This is a genomic window from Streptomyces sp. NPDC013157 (assembly GCF_042899865.1).
Lineage (GTDB): Bacteria > Actinomycetota > Actinomycetes > Streptomycetales > Streptomycetaceae > Streptomyces.
On the sequence record NZ_JBIBAK010000022.1, the window covers coordinates 90,295 to 109,552 of the forward strand.

The window sequence follows — 19,258 nt, forward strand, 5'->3', positions numbered from 1 at the left end:
GGGTAACCCCTGGTTACGGCTCGACGGCGAACGCGGTGACGACGGCCGCGTGGTCGGAGGGCCAGTCGTTGCCCGCCACGTCGGGCCAGGGCGCCGGGGTGCCGGTGACCCAGGTCCGGGAGTCGAGCACGCGCAGCCCCCTGTGCAGCACGTAGTCGATCCGGTCCTGCGGTTCGGGCCGCCCGCTGCCGTCCTCGTGGACGGGGTGGATCGGCGACCAGGTGTGGCCGGGGGCCGCTGCCGGGTCCGGGTGCGCCTCGCGGTAGGAGTCGCGGAACCCGGCCTCCTCCGCGGCCTTGGTCACCGGCCACTGGACCGCCGGCCAGTCCAGGTGGGACGGGCAGTTGAAGTCCCCGACGAGCACCACGGGTACGTCTGTGTCCCCGATCCGCCGCAGGGTCTCCCGCATCTGCCCGAGCCGGACCTCCTCGTGGGCGATCAGCTGGTCGGCGCCGAGCCCGTCGAAGTGGAACTCGTAGGGCCCGTACGGCGTGTAGTGCAGGTGCGCGGTCCAGATCTCGACCTCGCGGCCGGGGCGGACGGCGATCCGCACCCCGGCGGCGCCGTAGAAGCCGACGTCCGGGTCACCGAGGCGGGCGGTGACCGGGAAGCGGCTGATGATCCCGAGGTTCTCGCCCGCCGTGTGGTGGTGCCAGCCGAGGGCCTCGGCGAGTTCGCGGGCGCTGGTCCCGCCGGTCTCCTGGAGGCCGACGACGTCCGCGCCCGCGTCCATGACGGCCTTGAGCTGCTTGGCCCGGTGGTCGTCGATCCGGCTGCCGCCGAGCCACAGGTTCCAGGACATCACCCGGAGTTCCGGTACGGCCATGTCGCTCAGCTCCTTCGGGGTGATCCCGACCAGCGTGTCACGCACGGTCCGGCCGGGCGCGCCGCCGATCGGGGCGAGCGAGGGCACGGCCAGCACGGCGCATCCGGCGGCCTCGGCGGAGGCGACCCCGGTCTCGGTGTCCTCGACGGCCACGCAGGCGGCCGGGTCGACGCCGAGGGCGCGACAGGCGGCGAGGTACGGGTCGGGGGCGGGCTTGGTGCGGCCGGTGTCGTCGGCGGTGACGGAGACGGCGAACCGCCGGGGGCCGAGGGCGTCGAGCACGAGGTCGGCGACCGCGCGTGGGGACGCGGTGACCAGGGCGGTGGGGACGCCGGCCGCTGCCAGCGCGTCCAGCAGGTCGAGGGCGCCGGGGCGGGGCACGATGCCGGTGCGGACGCGGTCCGCGAACTCCCGGTGCAGCCCGGCCGCGAGCTCCGCGGCCGACCGGCCCGTGGCGGCGGCGAGCCAGCCGGCGGTGTACTCCACCGGCCGGCCGAGCACCTCCGGCTCGTCGGCCTCGGTGAGCGGCCGCCCGGCGACCTGTTCCACCGCCTCCCACCACAGTCGCTCGGTGTCGACGAGCGTGCCGTCCATGTCGAACAGGGCGGCCTGGAGCGGGAGTCGTGGGTGGGGGGTCACGTTGTTGTCATTCCTCACGTGGGGGGGCGGGACTTCGGGAAGCGTTACTTCTGGACGCGTGGCGCCACGAGCACCGGCCGCTCGGGCAGCGACACGCTCACGGCGGATCCGGCCCCCAGCTCGGCGGCCTCGTGGGCGGGCAGGTCGGCCTTGGCCTCGGTGCCGTCGGCGAGCCGTACGGTGACCCGGACGACCGCGCCCAGGAAGGCGGTGGCGACGACGGTGGCCGTACCGGCGCCGTCCGCGCGCACCCGGACCGCCTCGGGCCGCACGAGCACGTCGACCTCGCCCGCGCCCGGTGCCTGCCCGTCGACCGGCAGCCGCTGCCCGAGCACCTCGACGGTGTCGTCCTTGACCGTCCCCGGGATCCGGCTCATCGTGCCGACGAACTCGGCGACGAAGGCGGTGGCCGGACGGCCGTACAACTCGGCGGGCTCGGCGCACTGTTCGAGCCGCCCGGCGCGCATCACGGCGACCCGGTCGGCTACGGACAGCGCCTCCTCCTGGTCGTGCGTCACGAACAGGGTGGTGATGCCGAGTTCCTGCTGGAGCCGGCGGATCTCCTCGCGGAGCGACAGCCGGACCTTGGCGTCCAGCGCCGACAGCGGCTCGTCGAGGAGGAGCACCCGGGGCCGCAGGGCGAGAGCGCGGGCCAGGGCGATGCGCTGCTGCTGGCCGCCGGAGAGCTGGTGCGGGAACCGCTCCCCCTTGTCGCCGAGCCCGACGAGCTCCAGCAACTCGGCGGCCCGCGCCCGCCGTTCACTCGTACGCACCTTGCGCATCCGCAGCCCGAAGGCCACGTTGTCGACGGCGTTCAGGTGCGGGAAGAGGCTGTACGACTGGAAGACCATCCCGGCGTCCCGGCGGTGGGCCGGAACCCGGGTGACGTCCTCACCGTCCACGAGCACGGCGCCGGAGTCGGGGTGTTCGAAGCCGGCGAGCATGCGCAGCGCGGTGGTCTTGCCGCAGCCGGACGGGCCGAGCAGGGCCAGGAACTCTCCCGGCTGCACGGTCAGGTCGAGTCCGTCGAGGGCGACGGTGGCGCCGAACTCGCGCCGCAGCGACCGGAATTCGACGGTCGCGGCCTTCTCAAGGGTGGCGGTGGTCATGGTGTGTCATCCCCGGGAGGAAGCGGTTCGGTCACGGCCGCCGGCACCGGCGAGCGCGAGGAGCAGGGCCCAGGTCACCAGGAGACTGAGCACGGAGACGGCGACGGACATCTGGGCCTGCGAGCCGCCGACGTTGTAGATCCACACGGCGAACGGCTCGAAGCCGAGCAGCCGGGCCACGGTGAACTCGCCGAGCACCAGCGCCAGCGTGAGGAAGGCCGCGTTGAGCAGCGCCCCGCGCAGGTTGGGCAGCACGGCCCGCACGAGCGCCTGCGGCCAGTTGGCACCGCAGCTGCGGGCGGCCTCGACGAGGGTGCGCACGTCGATCGCGCGCAGCCCGGCGTCCAGTGCCCGGTAGACGAAGGGCAGCGCCATCACGACGTAGGCGAGGACCAGGACGACCGGGAAGCTCGGGTTCTGGATGGCGACGAACGTCTCGAACAGCGGGGTCCGGGAGAGGTGGTCCGGCCCCCACTTGAGCACGCTCGCGATGCCGGCGACGAACGCGATCGGCGGCACCACCAGCGGCAGCGAGCAGACGATCTCGACGACGGGCCGCAGCTTGGGCGCGCTGAGCCGCAGGGCGACCACGGCGGGCACCATCAGCAGCAGTACGACGGCGATGGTGGCGACGGCCAGCTCCAGCGAGAGCAGCAGGCTGGAGGTGAACCCGTCGGCGGACAGGATCTGCGTGTAGGCGTCGAAGGTGACGCCCTGGCCGGGCACGTCGACCGTGAAGACGACGGAGGCGCCCAGCGGGACCAGGAAGTAGAGGGCGGCAAGGCCTAGGACGGCCCAGCGCCAGGGGGTCAGGCGTCGAGCCATCGGGCGCTCCGTCGTTGCAGGGGCAGGTACACGGCCATCACCACGCCCGCCACCAGCACCATGTCCAGGCTCAGGGCGAGGGCCACGTTCTCCTGGCCGACCAGGACGTTGCCGGAGAGGGCGTCGGCGATCTGGAGGGTGACCAACGGGACCGCGCTGCCGACCATGGCGGCGGCGGTGGCGTAGGCGGCGAAGGCGCTGCCAAAGAGCAGCACGAGCCCGCCGAGCAGCGAGGGCGCGAGCACGGGCAGGGCCACGAACCGCCAGTACTGCACGCCGGTGGCACCGTTGTTGAGCGCGGCCTCCCGCCACTGGGTGCGCAGTCCGTCGAGGGCCGGGGTGATGGTGAGGACCATCAGCGGGATCAGGAAGTACAGGTAGACCAGTACGAGCCCCCAGAAGCTGTACAGGTCCCAGCCGTGGTCCGCGAGGTGCAGGTGCACGGTGAGCACACCGGCGTTGCCGAGGGTCGCGACGAACGCGAACGCCAGCGGCACGCCACCGAAGTTGGCGAGCACCCCGGAGGCGGTGAGCACGGCCTCGCGCAGCGCCCGGGAGCGCGAGCTGACGACGGCCTGCGCGAGCGGCAGCCCGAGGACGGCGGCGATGAGGGCGGAGAGCGCGGACAGCTTGACGCTGCCGACGAGGGCGGTGAGGTACGGCCCCTGCAGCGAATCGCCGAGGTTCCGCGCGGTGTAGGAACTCACCCCGCTGGCCGGGTCCTTGACCGTGAAGGCGCCGTTCAGCATGGCGACGGCCGGCAGTCCGAAGGCGACGGCCGTGAAGGCGAGGAGCGGGACGACGGCGAGCCAGCCGGGGGCACGGCGCCGCCGCTTCTGGGAAGCGGCGGACGCCACATCGGCCCGCGTGAGCGTGGCCGTCATCCGGAGACGGCCTTCGACCAGCCCGTGGAGAGGACCGTCTTGGCCTTGTCCTGCTGGGCCTCGGTCGGGAAGGTGGGCGCGCCGGTGACCGCGGGGAGCTTGGCGGCGGCGGTCTTGTCCAGCGTGCCGGCCTTCTCCATGGCGGACATCAGGACCGGGCGGGCGTAGCCCTTGAGCCACAGGTTCTGGCCCTCGGTGCTGTACAGGTACTCCTGCCACAGGCGGGCGGCCGCCGGGTGCGGGGCGTCCTTGTTGATGGCCTGGGAGTAGTACTGGGCGTACTGGCCGTCGCTCGGGATCGACACCTTCCAGTCCACGCCCTTGGACTTGAACTCGTCGGCGTAACCGGCGTTCAGGTAGTCCCAGTCGATGGAGATGGGCGTCTCGCCCTTCTCGACGGTGGCCGGGGTGGACTCGACGGGCGTGTAGTTGCCGTTCTTCTTCAGCTTGGCGAAGAAGTCGAGGCCGGGCTGGATGTCGTCGAAGGAGCCCTTGTCGGCGAGCGCGGCCGCGTACACGCCGCCGAAGGCCGAACCGGACTTGGTCGGGTTGCCGTTGAGGGCGACCTGGCCCTTGTACTGCGGCTTGAGCAGGTCGGCGAAGGTGGTCGGGCAGGTCTTGACCCGCTTCGCGTCGCAGCCGATGGAGATGTAGCCGCCGTAGTCGTTGTACCAGCGGGCCTGCGGGTCCTTCTGCCCGGTGGGGATGTCGTCGTACGAGGTGACCTTGTACGGCGCGAGCAGCCCCTGCTGGGCGGCGCTGAGCGCGAACGACGAGCCGAGGTCGAGGACGTCGGGCGCCCGGTCCTGGCCCTTGCGCGAGGTCACGGCGTTGATCTCGTCCTGGCTGGAGCCGTCGGGGCTCTCGTCCTCGATCTTGATGCCGTACTTCTTCTGGAAGCCGTCGATGATGGCGCCGTAGTTCGCCCAGTCGCGGGGCACGGCGATGATGTGCAGCGCGCCCTCCTTCTTGGCGGCGGCGACCAGCTTGTCCATGCCGCCGAGGTCGGCGGCGGAGGTGGCGGTGGCGGCGTTCTTGCCGTCGGAGGTGGTGGACGACGCGTTGTCGGGGGCGGCGCCACAGGCGCTGAGGGCAAGCGCGGCTACGGCGGCGAGGGAGCCGCCGAGGAGGGCGGTTCTCGGCAGGGACACGGTCACGGTCTCTCCAGGGAGTACGCACGAGGGTGGGTGGCGCTAGTGGTGGCGGCGCCGAGCGAACTTGTCTGAACAAGTTGGCCCTAGTACGCCCGCCGTGGGTTTCCCCTTCATGAACGGCGACGAAACTCCAGCCCCTGATTCCCTGCACAATCCAGGCCGGGTGCGGGCTGACACGACTCACCTGGGAACGTCGATTAGGCTGGTCACGCTGTGCACAGCGGTCTACTCAGAGGGGAAGCATGACGGCGCGACACGAGGAGATCGCCGACGAGCTGCGGCGCGCCATCGACCGCGAGGAGTACACCGTCGGCAGCCGGCTGCCCTCGGAGACGGAGCTCGCCGCGGAGTACGGCGTCTCCCGCGGCACGGTCCGCCAGGCGGTCGCCGCGCTCACCGCCGAGGGGCTGATCGGCTCCCGTCAGGGCGCCCGCCGGGTGGTCCTCGCCAGCCGCCGCAGCCAGAGCTTCGCGGAGCTGCGCAGCTTCGCGCAGTGGGCGAAGGCGATGGGCCGCGAGGCGACGGGACACGTGGTGTCCCAGGAGTACCGGCCGGCCACACAGGAGGACGCCGTACGCCTCCAACTGGCCTTGGGTACGCCCGTGTTGCATGTGCTGCGGGTACGTGGGCTGGACGGCGAGCCGGTGTTGCTGGAGCGCACGGTCTACGCGGACTGGATCTCTCCGGCGGTCGAGGCGATAGAGCCGGACTGCCCTTCGGTCACGCAACGCCTGTACGAGGACAAGGGGTTGGTCTTCGCCTACGGCGAGCACGTCATAGACGCGGTGGCGGCGGGTGCGCAGGATGCCGAGCTGCTCGGCATCCGCCGGACGAGCCCGCTGCTGCGGGTGCGGCGGGTGACGACGACGCGGGAGGGGCGGCCGGTGGAGTGGTCCGACGACCGCTACCGGTCGGACGCGGTGAGCTTCAGTGTGCACAACTCCATCGGGAACAACGCGTTGGCGAGGAAGACCGCGGAGTAGGAGGCGGGCGGTGCGGTCGTGCGCCGGGTGCGGGCCGGTGGGGGTTGTTCGCGCAGTTCCCCGCGCCCTTGGGTCGGCGGCGGAACCGCGCCCTGAAGGGGCGCGGGGAACTGCGCGACCAGCCACGAATCACCCGCACCCGGCGCACGACCGCACCCCCTCCCCGTCACTCTCACCCGGGCGCACCCGACGAGAAGCGGCGCAGCAGCGGCGACAGCACCAGCACCGACTTGGTGCGCTCCACGAACGGCTCCCCCGCGATCCGCTCGAGCACCCTCTCGAAGTGCCGCATGTCGGAGGCGAAGACCTGCACGACCGCGTCGGCCTCACCGGTGACCGTCGAGGCGGCCACCACCTCCTGGTAGCGCTCCAGGCCCCGCTGGATGGTCTCCGGGGACGTGTTGCGCCGGCAGTAGATCTCGACGAACCCCTCGGTCTCCCAGCCGAGGGCCGCCGGGTCGACCCGTACGGTGAATCCGGTGATCGCCCCGGTGGCGCGCAGCCGGTCCACCCGCCGTTTGACGGCAGGTGCGGACAGGCCGACCAGTTGCCCGATGTCCGCGTAGGAGCGGCGGGCGTCCTCGGCGAGGGCGTGCACGATGCGTTCGTCGAGATCGTTCAGCAAGGGGTCGTTCAGCCTTCGGATGGTGCAGGACGGGACCGGCGGCAGCCGTACCCGAAGTAGAACACGAGCCCGGCGGCGAACCGTGAAGCGGCTAGCTCCAGCTGGCGTGCAGCGGCTTGCCCTCCGCGTAACCCGCCGCGCTCTGGATCCCCACGATCGCCTTCTCGGCGAACTCCTCCAGCGACCCCGCACCGGCGTACGTGCACGACGACCGCACACCCGCGATGATCGAGTCGATCAGGTCCTCCACGCCCGGCCGGGCCGGGTCGAGGAACATCCGGGACGTGGAGATGCCCTCCTCGAAGAGCGCCTTGCGGGCCCGGTCGTAGGCCGACTCCTCCGACGTGCGGTTGCGTACCGCCCGCGCGGAGGCCATGCCGAACGACTCCTTGTACAGCCGCCCGTCGGCGTCCTGCTGGAGGTCGCCGGGGGACTCGTAGGTGCCCGCGAACCAGGAGCCGATCATCACGTTGGACGCCCCGGCGGCCAGCGCCATGGCGACGTCACGCGGGTGCCGGACACCGCCGTCGGCCCACACGTGCTTGCCGTACTTCCGCGCCTCGGCGGCGCACTCCAGGACCGCCGAGAACTGCGGCCGGCCGACGCCGGTCATCATGCGGGTGGTGCACATGGCGCCGGGGCCCACGCCGACCTTGACGATGTCCGCGCCCGCGTCGACGAGGTCCTTGACCCCCTCCGCGGAGACGATGTTGCCGGCCGCGATCGGGATCCGCGGGTCCAGGCCTCGGACCAGCTTGATCGCGTTGATCATCGACTCCTGGTGGCCGTGCGCGGTGTCGATGACGAGCGTGTCGACGCCCGCGTCGAGCAGCTGCTTGGCCTTGTCCGCGAAGTCCCCGTTGATGCCGACGGCGGCGGCGATGCGCAGGCTGCCGTGCGCGTCGGTCGCCGGGGTGTACAGCGTGGCGCGCAGGGCGCCCTTGCGGGTGAGGATGCCGGCCAGCTTGCCGTCCCGGTCGACCGCCGGGGCGTAGCGGCGGTTGGCGCCGTCGAGCTTGTTGAAGGCCTCGCGGGGGTCGATGTCCGCGTCCAGGAGCAGCAGGTCGCGGGACATGACCTCGGCGAGCTGGGTGAACCGGTCGACGCCGGTGAGGTCCCGGTCGGTGACGACGCCGACGGGGCGGCCGTCCTCGTCGACGACGACGCCGGCGTTGTGCGCCCGCTTCGGCAGCAGGGCCAGCGCGTCGGCGACGGTCTGGTGCGGGGCCAGCACGATCGGGGTGTCCAGGACCAGGTGGCGGCTCTTGACCCAGGTGATGACATCGGTGACCACGTCGATCGGGATGTCCTGCGGGATCACGACGAGTCCACCCCGCCGGGCCACCGTCTCGGCCATCCGCCGGCCCGCGATCGCGGTCATGTTGGCGACGACCAGCGGGATGGTGGTTCCCGTGCCGTCCGGCGAGCCGAGGTCCACGCCCTGACGCGAGCCGACCGCGGAGCGGCTCGGCACCATGAAGACGTCGTCGTACGTCAGGTCGTACGCGGGCTGGATGTCATTGAGGAAACGCACGTGCCGCACATCCCAGTCGATCAGAGGTGACCCCCGGACCGGCCGGCCAGAGGGAAAAGCACGTACTTCATTCTCCCATGCCGACCGGCACGTCATGCCCGGGACGAACATCCAGGCAGGTCAGAGCCCGCTTGGACGAACCTACAGGGGCTACGGCGGGGTCACTGGAGGGCGAGGGCGACGGTCAGCGCGGGTTCGTCGGCGGACGCGTCGGTGAACACCCGCCGGGCGGTCTCCCACTCGTCCGGTCTGGTCCGCGCGTATCCCCGCCAGCCGGTGACGACGATCAGGAGCCCGCGGTCGACGGCCTCCGGCGGCCACACCGAGGGGTCGCGGAGGCTGTCGGTGAGGGCGTCCCAGTTGCGCCCGAACCAGCCGGGCAGGTCCAGGGCGGCGGCGATCCGGTCCATGAGGCCGGCCTTGTCGGCGACCCCGTCGAGGTCGAGCGTGACCAGGTGCGGGCTCGTCGTCATCTCAGCACCGTCCGAGTGAGGTTGCGGAGCCGGTCCACGACCATGTGCGCGGGCATCGGTCTCACCGCCCGCTCCCGTCGGCTCCGGGGAGCGCGGGCAGGTCGTCCAGGAAGTCGTCGGACGGCACGAAGAAGAGTGTGCCGGTGACCGCGGTGGAGAAGTCGAGGATCCGGTCGTGGGTGGCGTCCTCGGTACCGAGGAACATGTTGTGCAGCATCTGCTCGATGACGTCCGGCGTCCGGGCGTAGCCGATGAAGTAGGTCCCGAACTCGCCGCCGCCGGGGCTGCCGAACGGCATGTTGTCCCGCAGGATCTGCCGTTCCTCGCCGTCCGGGCCGGTGATCGTGTTCAGGTCCACGTGGGAGGCCGGCCCCTCCAGCTCGAGGTTGGTGGCCTTCGTACGGCCGATGATCCGCTCCTGCGTCTCGACGGACAGCGCGTTCCAGGCGTCGAGGTCGTGCAGGTACTTCTGTACGACCACGTAGCTGCCGCCGGCATGGCCGGGGTCCTCCGCGCCGATCAGGACGGCCCTGCGGGCGGCGACGCCGACCGGGTTCTCGGTGCCGTCGACGAAGCCCAGCAGGTCGCGCGCGTCCAGGTACTTGAAGCCCGGCACCTCGTCCTCGACGGTCACCGCGTCGCGCAGCCGGTGCATGATCTCGGCGGCGAGCCCGAAGCACAGGTCGAACCGGGTGGCCCGGATGTGCAGGAGGAGGTCGCCCGGGGTGGCGACCGCGGTGTGCCGGGGTCCTTCCAGAGGCCGGAAGGCGTGCAGGTTCGCCGGGCGGGGGTGGTCGAACAGGCGGTCCCAGGCGGCGGAGCCGACCCCCGCCACACAGCTCAGCGCGGCGTCCGGCGACCCGAACCCGAAGCTGCGCTGCAGCGCGCGGAGATCGCCCAGCACCTCCCGTGCCGTCTCCTCGCCGCCGGGGCGCACGGTGAGCACCAGGAAGATCGCGGCGGTGGTCAACGGACCGAGCACCGGCTGTGGTTCGGCTCCCGGCACGGACTGGGGCTCAGTGGTCAACTCGTCCTCCCGATGCGTTCGGTACGCGGTCTGTCGTACACATACTCGGGGTTGACGGCGTCGAGTCGGCGAAGACGCTCCATACAACGGCGTTGAGATTGTCGGAAGACATGCCCGTCGCGGCTCACAGGGCGCACAGGAAGTCCCCGAGGTGGCGGGCGACCAGGTCCGGTGCCTCCAGCGGGGACAGGCGGCCCACCCCGTCCAGTTCGACGAGGGTCGCGGTGGGGACGAGGGGGAGCAGGTGCTCGCGCAGCACCTGCGGCGGGTCGACCCGGTCCGCGCCGCCGGCGAGCACCAGCACGGGTACGTCGATCTTCCCGACGCTGCCGGAGAAGTCCTCGACCATCCCCTGCCTCGGCCAGGCCGAGCGGGCCGCCTCCGCCGCGCGGGAGCTGTCCTCCAGGACCTGGCCGCGCAGGGCGTCACCGAGGGGCCGGCCGGTCAGCACCTGGTCGATGCTCCGGCCGACGGCCTCCGCGTCGTCGTAGGCGCGCGCGCGAGAGAGCCTCCTGGAACTCGGGCGTCACCCCCACCGGGGCGGGCGGCGCGGGTGCGACGAGCACCAGGCCCCGGAGCCCCGCCGGGCGCCGTGAGCCGAGAACCTGGGCGACCTTTCCGCCCATGGAGTGGCCGACGACCACGAACTCGTCGTGGCCGAGCTGCTCGGCGACCTGCTGGGCGTCGTCGGCGAGCCGTTCGATGCCGTACGGCCCGGGCGTGGCGGCGGACGCGCCCCAGCCTCGCTGGTCGTACGAGACGAACGCCCGGGCGGGGTCGAGGAGTTCGAGGACCGGCCGCCAGGTGCGATGGAAGCCGCCCCAGTAGTGGAGGAAGACGAGGGCCGGTCCGTCGCCCTCGCGGACGTGGCCGTGGACCTGCCCGCCCCGGACGTCGAAGTACCGGCCGATCGGGGTGTGTGCGTTCGTGGATCCGATCGTCGTCGGGCGCTCCCCGATCGGAAACGGGCTCGCCCGCCACGGTACGCAACTTTCGGGACAGCCCTGCCCTGCCGGGACGGCTCGGCCGACCGCTTTGTTACGGCCGTAATATTCGAGCCACGGTCCCTCATCGTGTCGCGGTCCTCGCGCTGCCGGGTGTACTCCCCATCGGCCTGGGCATCCCCACACAGATCTTCAACCCGCGGCCGAGCACCCCGTACCGGCTGACGGCCTGCGGCGCGGCCCGCGGCAGCGTCACCACCAGTACCGGGTTCACGGTCGGCGCCACGGCCGGACTGTCCGCGCCGGCCCGGGCGGACACGATCATCGTGCCGGGATACGACGGCTACCTGCGGCCACCGGCCCCCGAGATCACCGCGGCCCTGCGGCGCGCCTTCCGCCGCGGCGCCCGGATCGCGTCCATCATCGCCGCCCGGAGCGGCCTGGGCAGCGGCACCAACCTCCGCGCCCGCTTCCGGGACGCCGTCGGCACCACACCCACCGCGTACCGCCGCGCGTTCCGCGAGCCCCGCGCCGCCGCCTGACCGCGTCGTTCGTGCCCGGACGTCTTCGTGCCGGGAAATGTGCGAAGAAACCTCCTCCCGACGGAATAGACAGACCTGTCTATGGGGTTGAGCAGGTCAGGTAGACAGACAGGTCTACCCACCGAGCATCTCCGAACCGACGCTCTTCCGCACCGTCCCCGCGAAGGATCTCCGATGAACCACCTCGCACCGCACGAGCGAACCGAGCGCACCGAGCGCGTGACGGCAGCGCGCAGGCCGATCCCGCCGCGCGCGGCGTTCTACGTGCTCGCCTCCGTCGTCGTCTCCTTCCTCGCCGCCTCCAGCGCGCCCACGCCGCTCTACGCGACCTACCAAGCCGAATGGGGATTCACCCCGATCACCACCACGGTCGTCTTCGGCGTCTACGCGATCGCCGTCCTCTCCGGCCTGCTGGTCCTCGGCAAGCTGTCCGACCACGTCGGCCGCCGCCCGGTCCTGATCACCGCGATCGCCGCCCAGGCCACCGCGATGCTGCTGTTCTCCACCGCCGGAGGCGTCGGTGAACTGCTCGTCGCCCGCGTCGTGCAGGGCCTGTCCACCGGCGCCGCGCTCGGTGCGGTCGGTGCCGGGATGATGGACATCAACCGCTCCCGCGGCACGCTCGCGAACGCCTTCGCCCCCGGTCTGGGCACCGCGACGGGCGCCCTGGTCAGCGGATTCGTCGTGCAGTACCTGCCCGCCCCGACCCACACGATCTACCTCGGCCTGCTCGCCGTGTTCGTCGCCCAGGCCGTCGCCATCGCCCTGATCGACGAGACCGTCACCCGTGCGCCCGGCGCGCTGGCCAGTCTGGTGCCCGAGATCAGGCTCCCGCGCACCGTCCGCGGTGCCGTTCTGGCGACCGCCCCGGTCATGTTCGCCGTCTGGGCGCTGGCCGGGTTCTACGGCTCTCTCGGCCCGGCCCTGGTCCGTGCCCTGGTCGGCTCCACCTCCGCCGTCTGGGGCGGCCTCGGCCTCTTCGTCCTGGCGTTCGTGGCGGCAAGCTCGGTCCTCGCCCTGCGCAGCGCCTCGGCGACCACCGTGACGTACACCGGCATCGTCGCGCTGGTCGCCGGGGTGGCGCTCACCCTGGTGGCCGTCGACCGAGGCGTGCCGGCGCTGTTCTTCGCCGGTACGGCCGTGTCCGGCCTCGGGTTCGGCAGCGGCTTCCAGGGCGGCATCCGCACCGTGATGCCGCTGACCAGGCCGCACGAGAGCTCGGGCGTGCTGTCCCTGCTCTTCGTCGTCTCCTACCTCGGCATGGGGGTCCCCTCCGTGCTCGCCGGTGTGCTGGTGGTGCACGGCGGCGGGCTGGTCCCGACCTCCGAGGAGTACGGCGCGGTGGTCATCGCGCTGGCGCTGCTGGCCCTGGCCGCCCTGCTGCTGCGCGGCAAGCCGCAGAGCGCGCCGGGTGTGCTCGTGGCCTCCGGCGGCACCCCGGCCGTCCACGCCGAGCACGCGGACGCGTCCCGGTGACCGACGTCCCGACCACTGAGTAGACCGGTCTGGTCAGCCGTAGAATCGAAGAGTCGAGAAGGTGAGTGGCATGACGAAGACGTTGAGTGCCAAGGCTCCCACGGCCCGGGAGCGGCTCCTGTCCGCTGCGAACGAGCTGTTCTACGCGGAGGGCGTGCAGACGGTCGGGATCGACCGGATCATCGAGCACGCCGGGGTCGCCAAGGCCTCGCTGTACAACACCTTCGGCGGCAAGGAACAGCTCATCCGCGCCTACCTCGACGCCCGGCACACCAGGCTGACCGAGCGGCTGCTGCACGCCGTCGACGCCGCCGACACCCCACGCGACCGGCTGCTGGCGGTCTTCGACGCGCAGGCCGAGCTGCTCGCCCAGCAGAACTACCACGGCTGCGCCTTCGTGGCGGCGAGCGCGGAGGCCAAGCACGGCAGCGCCATCGAGGAGGCCTCCGACGTCGCCCGTGCCTGGATCCGCGCGCTCTTCACCGGTCTCGCCCGGGACGCCGGCGCCCCGGATCCCGAGGCGCTCGCCCATCAGCTCCACCTGCTGTACGACGGGGGCGGGGTGTCCGCCCGGATGGACCGCGACCCGTCGGCGGGGGCGGTCGCCCGGGAGGCGGCCGGCGTGCTGATCGACGCGGCACTTCCGAAGCGGTCCTGAGGACCTGACGGACACAGGCGCGGCGGCAGCGTTGTCACCCCTGCTGCCGCCGGCACTGCCGTGCTCCCGGTCAGGGACCGTCCGGGTCCGCGCGGTTCAGCGCGGGCTTGGGCGTGGTGCCCGCCGTCATCAGGAAGTCGGCGGCCGAGGTGTCGGTGACGAGGCTGGTGACCAGCCCCGACCGCAGCACCGCGTCGATCGCGGCCGCCTTGCGCTGCCCGCCCGCGATGGCGACGACCTCCGGGATACGCCGCAACTGGTCGGCCTTGACCGTGATGCAGCGTTCCCCCAGGTCGCGTCCGACCCGGCGGCCCTCGGCGTCGAAGAGGTGCGCGGCCATCTCGGCGGCGACGCCCAGCGTGGCGTAGTGCGCGCGCTCCTCGTCGCTGAGCATGTCGTGCACCGTGGAGATACCGGGCTCCCAGGAGCCGATGGAGACGCAGGCGACCGTGACCTTGTCGAAGTACTCGAAGGCCCGGGCGATCCCGGTCTGGTTGCGCAGCGCCGCCGCGGTGGCCGCGTCCGGCAGCAGCATCGGCGCGTAGATGGGGTGCGCGTCGCCGCCCGAGACCTGCGCGGCGCGCCGGACGGCCTCGACCGAGCCGCGCTCGGAGGTCCCCGCGTCGTACACGCCGGTCAACTGCACCACCGTGCACGGCGGCAGCCGGTCGAGGGCGGCCGCCATGTGGATGGTGGACCGGCCCCAGGCGAGGCCGAGCACGTCTCCCTCGTTGACGAGCTCGCCGAGCAGGTCCGCGGCGACCTCGCCGAGGTTCTCGGGGTCGGGGGTCTCCTCCGCCTCGGCCGGGGACTCGACCACGACGGCATGCCGCAGGCCGTACCGGGCGCGGAGCGCGTCCGAGCGCTCGGCGTCCAGTTCGGCCGGTACGCGGATCTCGATGCGTACGAGATCCCTTTCGAGGGCAGTCTCCAGTACCCGGGCCACCTTGAAGCGGCTGACGCCGAACTCCTCGGCGATCTGGATCTTGGACTTGCCTTCGAGGTAGAAGCGGCGGGCCATGGCCGCCGCCTGCACCAGCTCTGCGGGTCCCATCCGCATGGCTGACCGGCCCGCCGACATACCCGACACGGCCATCTCCTCACTGCTGTTCACACTCTGGATACGCCGTTCATCCTTGCAGATCCGGCGCACTTGATCAGCCCTGATCGGAGCCGTTCACGTTCCCGTACCTCAGTGGTCGCACGCCCACGACGCCTGGGCGGTGGCCGCCGCCGCCTGGGTGCGCAGTGCACGTACCGCCTCTGCCGGGTCGTTTGCCCCGTACACCGCCGAACCTGCCACAAAAACGTCGGCTCCGGCGTCCGCGCACCGTTCGATCGTCGACGCAGAAACCCCACCGTCGACCTGGAGCCACAGCTCCAGTCCGTGCTTGCTGATCAACTCCCTGGTGCGGCGGATCTTCGGCAGCATGATGTCGAGGAAGGCCTGGCCGCCGAAGCCCGGCTCCACCGTCATGATGAGCAGCATGTCCAGCTCGGGGAGCAGGTCCTCGTACGGCTCGATGGGCGTCGCGGGCTTGAGCGCCATGGACGCGCGGGCGCCCTTCGCCCGGATCTCCCGCGCGAGCCGCACCGGGGCTGCCGCCGCCTCCACGTGGAAGGTGACGGAGGAGGCCCCCGCTTCGACGTACTGCGGCGCCCATCGATCAGGGGCCTCGATCATCAGGTGGCAGTCCAGCGGGGTGTCCGTAGCACGGGCCAGGGACTCTACGACCGGCACACCGAGCGTGAGGTTCGGGACGAAGTGGTTGTCCATGACGTCGACGTGGAGCCAGTCGGCGCCTTCGACCGCCTTCGCCTCGTCCGCGAGGCGGGCGAAGTCGGCGGACAGGATGCTGGGGTTGATCTGCACGGCCATGCCCCAAGCCTGCCATGCCCTGACGGGGTGGGCCGAGTGGGGTTCGGGGTGGTCGCGGTTGTGGGTCGCGCGCGGGCGGGTGGGAGCTGGCCGCGCAGTTCCTCCCCCGGCCGAAGGCTGGGGGAGGAACCCTGCAAGGGCCGGTAGGCGTCCCCACTCCCCGGCCTCAGCCGGTCCGGCGGATCAGTGCCAGATACATCGCGTCGGTGCCGTGCACGTGCGGCCAAAGCTGCACATCCGGTCCCTCCCCCAGCTCCGGCACCCCCGGCAGCAACGGACGCGCGTCCACCAGCTCCGTGTCCGGGCACTGCTTCAGCACGTCCTGCACCACCGCCCGCGTCTCCGCCAGGTGCGGAGAACACGTCGCGTACCCGACCACTCCGCCCACCCGCACCGAGTCGATCGCGGTACGCAACAGCGCACGCTGCAGCGGACCGAAGTTGTCGAGGTCCTCGGGGCGGCGCCGCCACCGTGCCTCCGGGCGGCGGCGCAGCGCGCCCAGGCCCGTGCAGGGAACGTCCATCAGGACCCGGTCGAAGGTGCCGGCGCGCCACGGCGGCCGGGTGCCGTCGGCGGCGATGACCTGGTACGGCCCCGGGTTGCCGCGCAGCGCCTTCTCGACCAGCCCGGCCCGGTGCGGCTGCTTCTCGGAGGCGAGCAGCACGGCCCCCCGCTCGGCGGCGAGCGCGGCGAGCAGCGCGGCCTTGCCGCCGGGTCCGGCGCAGCCGTCCAGCCACCTCGCGTCCGGCCCCTCGACCGGCGCGTTGGCGAGCGCGAGGGCGACCAGCTGGCTGCCCTCGTCCTGCACACCGGCCCGGCCCTCCTGCACGGCCGTGATGGCGCCGGGCTCCCCGCCCTCGGCGAGCCGCACGGCGTACGGCGACCAGCGCCCCGGTACGGCGGCCTCCTCGCCTAGGAGTTCCTCGGTGGTGGCCCGCCCCGGCCGGGCGACCAGCGTCACCTCGGGCCGCTCGTTGTCGGCGGCCAGCAGCTCCTCGATCCCCGCGCGCCCGCCCCCCAGCGAATCCCAGAGGGCGGAGACGACCCACCGCGGATGCGAGTGCACCACGGCCAGATGGTCCTCGGGGTCCTGGTCGTAGGGCGGCGCGACCTTGGCGAGCCAGCCGTCCAGATCGTCCTGCGCGACCTTGCGGAGCACGGCGTTGACGAACTTGGCCCGCCCGTCGCCCAGCACCACCCGGGCCAGCTCGACGGAGGCGGAGACGGCGGCGTGGCTGGGAATCCGCGTCCCGAGCAGCTGGTGCACACCCAGACTGAGCACGTCAAGGACCGGCGGGTCCACCTCGCGCAGCGGCCGGTCGACGCACTCGGCGATGATCGCGTCGTACGTCCCCTGCCGGCGCAGCGTCCCGTACACCAGCTCGGTGGCGAGCGCGGCGTCCCGCCCGTCGAAGTCGCCCTTCTCCCGGGCCTTGCGCAGCAGCGGCGGCAGCACGAGGTTGGCGTACGCGTCCCGCTCGTCCACGGCGCGCAGCGCCTCGAAGGCGAGGATGCGGACGGGGTCCTTCTGGGGACGGCGGTAGGGCTTGGCGGGCCTGCGCGGCCGCCGGGACTGCTCGCTCACGAAAAAGGTGCTCCGGGTATGGGAATGAGGCGACTCCCAGCGTACGCCGCGTACGCGGGAAAGCCGCTGGTGGGGAAAGGGGCTCAGGCGCCGAGGGTCTCCCCGGCGCCGATGCGCACGCCACGCGCCCAGTCGGCGGCCCGCATCGGCTTCTTGCCCTGGGCCTGTACCCAGAGCAGTTCCACGGCGTACGACCCCGTCCCCACGTGCACGCTGTTCTTCCCGACAGCGATCTCGGCGGGGGCGAGATCGGTCCGCTCGGGCACCGGCGTGACCTGGATGAGCTTGAGCCGCTCACCGCGGAAGGTGGTCCAGGCACCGGGGGCCGGGGTGCACCCCCGCACCACCCGGTCGACCCGCAGCGCCGGCGCCGACCACGCCACCTTCGCGTCCTCGACGGTGATCTTCGGCGCGAGGGTGATGCCCTCCCCCGGCTGCGGTACGGCCTTGAGCGTGCCGTCCTCGATACCGTCCATGGTCGCGGCGAGCAGCCCGGCCCCGGCGAAGGCGAGCCGGGTCAGCAGGTCACCGCTGGTGTCGGTGGGCCGGATCTCCTCGGTGACGGTCCCGTAGACGGGCCCGGAGTCCAGCCCCTCCTCGATGAGGAAGGTGGAGGCGCCCGTGATCTCGTCGCCCGCCATGATGGAGTGCTGCACCGGAGCCGCCCCGCGCCAGGCGGGAAGCAGCGAGAAGTGCAGATTGACCCACCCGTGGACCGGCACGTCGAGTGCGACCCGGGGCAGCAGCGCACCGTAGGCCACCACCGGACAGCAGTCCGGCCCGATCTCCTTCAGCCGCTCCAGGAACTCCGGCTCGCGCGGCTTGAGCGGCCGCAGCACCTCGATCCCGGCCTCCATCGCCCGCTCGGCCACCGGCGAAGCGACCAGCCTGCGTCCCCGCCCGGCCGGCGCGTCGGGCCGCGTGACCACGGCGGCCACCTCGTGCCGCCCGGAGGAGATGAGAGCGTCCAGAGCGGGAACGGCGACTTCGGGGGTACCGGCGAAGACAAGCTTCATGGGCGACTGAGACCCTCTCGAACGGCATCAACACGGGCAACAAGCAAGTCTATGCCGCCACAACCAACCACCGCCCACAGCCCCGAAGCCCCCGCACGACAAAGCCACAAGCCGCCGACGGCGAACACGCCCGCAGGTCGGTCAACCTCTCCACCGACCGCAACGGGCGGCGCGCGGGTGGGCAACGGGCGACAGCCGACGAACCACAAGCCGCCGACGGCGAACACCCCCACAGGTCGGTCAACCTCTCCACCGACCGCAACGGGCGGCGCGCGGGTGGGAGGGCTCCCCGGTGGTGCAGTCCCCGCCGCACGGCGTACGCATATGCCCATACGCCCCCACACCGTGACCAGCGGAGCGCCCACGCGTTGGTCAAGAGAGAGTTGACCACAACGGGCCGCATACGCGGCCCATTCCTTTCAACGCCGGTTCGAGAGGCTTGTTCATGGCCGACCACGCAACCCACGACGCCCAGGCCCGGGCCAGCCTGCACTTGCTGGTGCGGGACATCGAGCGGGTCCGCCGCCAGGTGGACGCACTACGCACGCTCACCGCCCAGTTGGGCAACGTCTACCGCCCGCGCCGATCCGGCCCGTCCACGGGCTTCGTCGTCTACGGACGCGCCCCCGCCCCGACGGTCCGGCTCGCCCAGGAACTCCGGGACAGTGTCGAAACCCTGGTCACGGCCGCCGTGGACTTCGACCGTTCGCTCGGCTTTTCGTGGGACGCCGTGGGCTCCGCGCTCGGAGTCACCAAGCAGGCCGTGCACCGCCGTTACGGCGCCCGCCGCGCCGCGGCCCAGACAGCGGCCACGGCCGACCCCGACCGGTCCACGGAACCGTCGGGCACCCGCACGATCAACGTGGGCGGCGGTCTGCCCACGGTCCCCACGGTCCCGGCCGCCCGCTCCATGCCGACCCAGCCGACCGCGGGCAGCCCCGCCCTCCGCGACGAGGCCAGGCCGACGGCCTTCCCCGGCCCGCGCAACGGCTGACATGCACAACGGCTGACATGCACAACGGCTGAACACGCAACGGCCGACGTCGCCAAGGGCCGACCGACACCACGGCTGCCCTCAA

Annotated in this window: 20 protein-coding genes; 5 read left to right on the forward strand and 15 right to left on the reverse strand. The window is 72.2% G+C overall.

Annotation, left to right across the window (positions count from 1 at the left end; translation table 11 throughout):
- Positions 1–13: 13 nt before the first annotated feature.
- Genes ACFY6U_RS45085 through ACFY6U_RS45105 form a run of 5 tightly spaced genes read right to left on the reverse strand, consistent with a single transcriptional unit; the run spans position 14 to position 5,440 of the window.
- Complete coding sequence (locus tag ACFY6U_RS45085; RefSeq protein ID WP_390047953.1) at positions 14–1,465, reverse strand: HAD-IA family hydrolase; 1,452 nt, start codon at positions 1,463–1,465, stop codon at positions 14–16.
- Between the two features lie 44 nt (positions 1,466–1,509).
- Positions 1,510–2,574 (reverse strand): ABC transporter ATP-binding protein, encoded by a 1,065-nt coding sequence (locus ACFY6U_RS45090; RefSeq protein ID WP_390047955.1) that lies wholly within the window; start codon positions 2,572–2,574, stop codon positions 1,510–1,512.
- Positions 2,575–2,580: 6 nt separating this feature from the next.
- Positions 2,581–3,399: an ABC transporter permease gene (locus ACFY6U_RS45095; RefSeq protein WP_390047957.1), complete on the reverse strand. Its 819-nt coding sequence runs from the start codon at positions 3,397–3,399 to the stop codon at positions 2,581–2,583.
- Positions 3,384–4,283 carry an ABC transporter permease gene (locus tag ACFY6U_RS45100; protein ID WP_390047959.1) on the reverse strand — a complete coding sequence of 300 codons (900 nt, stop codon included), beginning with the start codon at positions 4,281–4,283 and terminating at the stop codon, positions 3,384–3,386. The genes ACFY6U_RS45095 and ACFY6U_RS45100 overlap by 16 nt, the downstream gene beginning before the upstream one ends.
- Positions 4,280–5,440, reverse strand: a complete 1,161-nt coding sequence (locus tag ACFY6U_RS45105) for an ABC transporter substrate-binding protein (protein WP_390047961.1) — start codon at positions 5,438–5,440, stop codon at positions 4,280–4,282. The genes ACFY6U_RS45100 and ACFY6U_RS45105 overlap by 4 nt, the downstream gene beginning before the upstream one ends.
- Positions 5,441–5,679: 239 nt before the next feature.
- Here ACFY6U_RS45105 and ACFY6U_RS45110 point away from each other — a divergent pair, with 239 nt between their 5' ends.
- Positions 5,680–6,420, forward strand: a complete 741-nt coding sequence (locus tag ACFY6U_RS45110) for a GntR family transcriptional regulator (RefSeq protein ID WP_390047963.1) — start codon at positions 5,680–5,682, stop codon at positions 6,418–6,420.
- Between the two features lie 172 nt (positions 6,421–6,592).
- Here ACFY6U_RS45110 and ACFY6U_RS45115 read toward each other — a convergent pair whose 3' ends face one another.
- The 6 genes from ACFY6U_RS45115 to ACFY6U_RS45140 all read right to left on the reverse strand — a co-directional run bounded on the left by ACFY6U_RS45115 (position 6,593) and on the right by ACFY6U_RS45140 (position 11,038).
- Positions 6,593–7,045 (reverse strand): Lrp/AsnC family transcriptional regulator, encoded by a 453-nt coding sequence (locus ACFY6U_RS45115; protein ID WP_046726552.1) that lies wholly within the window; start codon positions 7,043–7,045, stop codon positions 6,593–6,595.
- A 91-nt stretch (positions 7,046–7,136) separates the two neighbouring features.
- Entirely contained in the window at positions 7,137–8,579 is a 1,443-nt protein-coding gene (locus ACFY6U_RS45120) for a GuaB1 family IMP dehydrogenase-related protein (RefSeq protein WP_390047966.1), read from the reverse strand.
- Positions 8,580–8,740: 161 nt separating this feature from the next.
- Positions 8,741–9,052 carry a barstar family protein gene (locus ACFY6U_RS45125; RefSeq protein WP_390047968.1) on the reverse strand — a complete coding sequence of 104 codons (312 nt, stop codon included), beginning with the start codon at positions 9,050–9,052 and terminating at the stop codon, positions 8,741–8,743.
- Between the two features lie 61 nt (positions 9,053–9,113).
- Entirely contained in the window at positions 9,114–10,079 is a 966-nt protein-coding gene (locus ACFY6U_RS45130; protein ID WP_390047969.1) for a Dyp-type peroxidase, read from the reverse strand.
- A 124-nt stretch (positions 10,080–10,203) separates the two neighbouring features.
- On the reverse strand, positions 10,204–10,530 hold the full coding sequence (locus ACFY6U_RS45135; RefSeq protein WP_390047971.1) for an alpha/beta fold hydrolase: 327 nt from the start codon (positions 10,528–10,530) through the stop codon (positions 10,204–10,206).
- A complete protein-coding gene (locus ACFY6U_RS45140; RefSeq protein WP_390048141.1) occupies positions 10,505–11,038 on the reverse strand; it encodes an alpha/beta fold hydrolase in 534 nt (177 codons plus the stop codon). The genes ACFY6U_RS45135 and ACFY6U_RS45140 overlap by 26 nt, the downstream gene beginning before the upstream one ends.
- Here ACFY6U_RS45140 and ACFY6U_RS45145 point away from each other — a divergent pair.
- From ACFY6U_RS45145 to ACFY6U_RS45155, 3 genes are all read left to right on the forward strand, one after another.
- Positions 10,999–11,565, forward strand: a complete 567-nt coding sequence (locus tag ACFY6U_RS45145; RefSeq protein ID WP_390048151.1) for a hypothetical protein — start codon at positions 10,999–11,001, stop codon at positions 11,563–11,565. The genes ACFY6U_RS45140 and ACFY6U_RS45145 overlap by 40 nt on opposite strands.
- 174 nt (positions 11,566–11,739) lie before the next feature.
- On the forward strand, positions 11,740–13,041 hold the full coding sequence (locus ACFY6U_RS45150; RefSeq protein ID WP_390047973.1) for an MFS transporter: 1,302 nt from the start codon (positions 11,740–11,742) through the stop codon (positions 13,039–13,041).
- A 70-nt stretch (positions 13,042–13,111) separates the two neighbouring features.
- A complete protein-coding gene (locus tag ACFY6U_RS45155; RefSeq protein WP_390047975.1) occupies positions 13,112–13,699 on the forward strand; it encodes a TetR/AcrR family transcriptional regulator in 588 nt (195 codons plus the stop codon).
- 70 nt (positions 13,700–13,769) lie between these two features.
- Here the strand turns inward: ACFY6U_RS45155 and ACFY6U_RS45160 are convergent, their stop codons facing one another.
- The 4 genes from ACFY6U_RS45160 to fmt all read right to left on the reverse strand — a co-directional run bounded on the left by ACFY6U_RS45160 (position 13,770) and on the right by fmt (position 18,179).
- Positions 13,770–14,813 (reverse strand): sugar-binding domain-containing protein, encoded by a 1,044-nt coding sequence (locus ACFY6U_RS45160; RefSeq protein ID WP_351487819.1) that lies wholly within the window; start codon positions 14,811–14,813, stop codon positions 13,770–13,772.
- Positions 14,814–14,891: 78 nt separating this feature from the next.
- The gene (rpe, locus tag ACFY6U_RS45165) at positions 14,892–15,578 is read right to left on the reverse strand and encodes a ribulose-phosphate 3-epimerase (RefSeq protein ID WP_352364554.1); all 687 of its coding nucleotides are present in this window, start codon (positions 15,576–15,578) and stop codon (positions 14,892–14,894) included.
- 166 nt (positions 15,579–15,744) lie between these two features.
- The gene (locus tag ACFY6U_RS45170) at positions 15,745–17,163 is read right to left on the reverse strand and encodes an RsmB/NOP family class I SAM-dependent RNA methyltransferase (protein ID WP_390047977.1); all 1,419 of its coding nucleotides are present in this window, start codon (positions 17,161–17,163) and stop codon (positions 15,745–15,747) included.
- A gap of 83 nt (positions 17,164–17,246) precedes the next feature.
- Positions 17,247–18,179 (reverse strand): methionyl-tRNA formyltransferase, encoded by a 933-nt coding sequence (fmt, locus tag ACFY6U_RS45175; protein WP_390047979.1) that lies wholly within the window; start codon positions 18,177–18,179, stop codon positions 17,247–17,249.
- A gap of 445 nt (positions 18,180–18,624) precedes the next feature.
- Between fmt and ACFY6U_RS45180 the strand changes: the two genes are divergently transcribed.
- Positions 18,625–19,173 (forward strand): hypothetical protein, encoded by a 549-nt coding sequence (locus ACFY6U_RS45180; protein ID WP_390047980.1) that lies wholly within the window; start codon positions 18,625–18,627, stop codon positions 19,171–19,173.
- Positions 19,174–19,258: the final 85 nt, after the last annotated feature.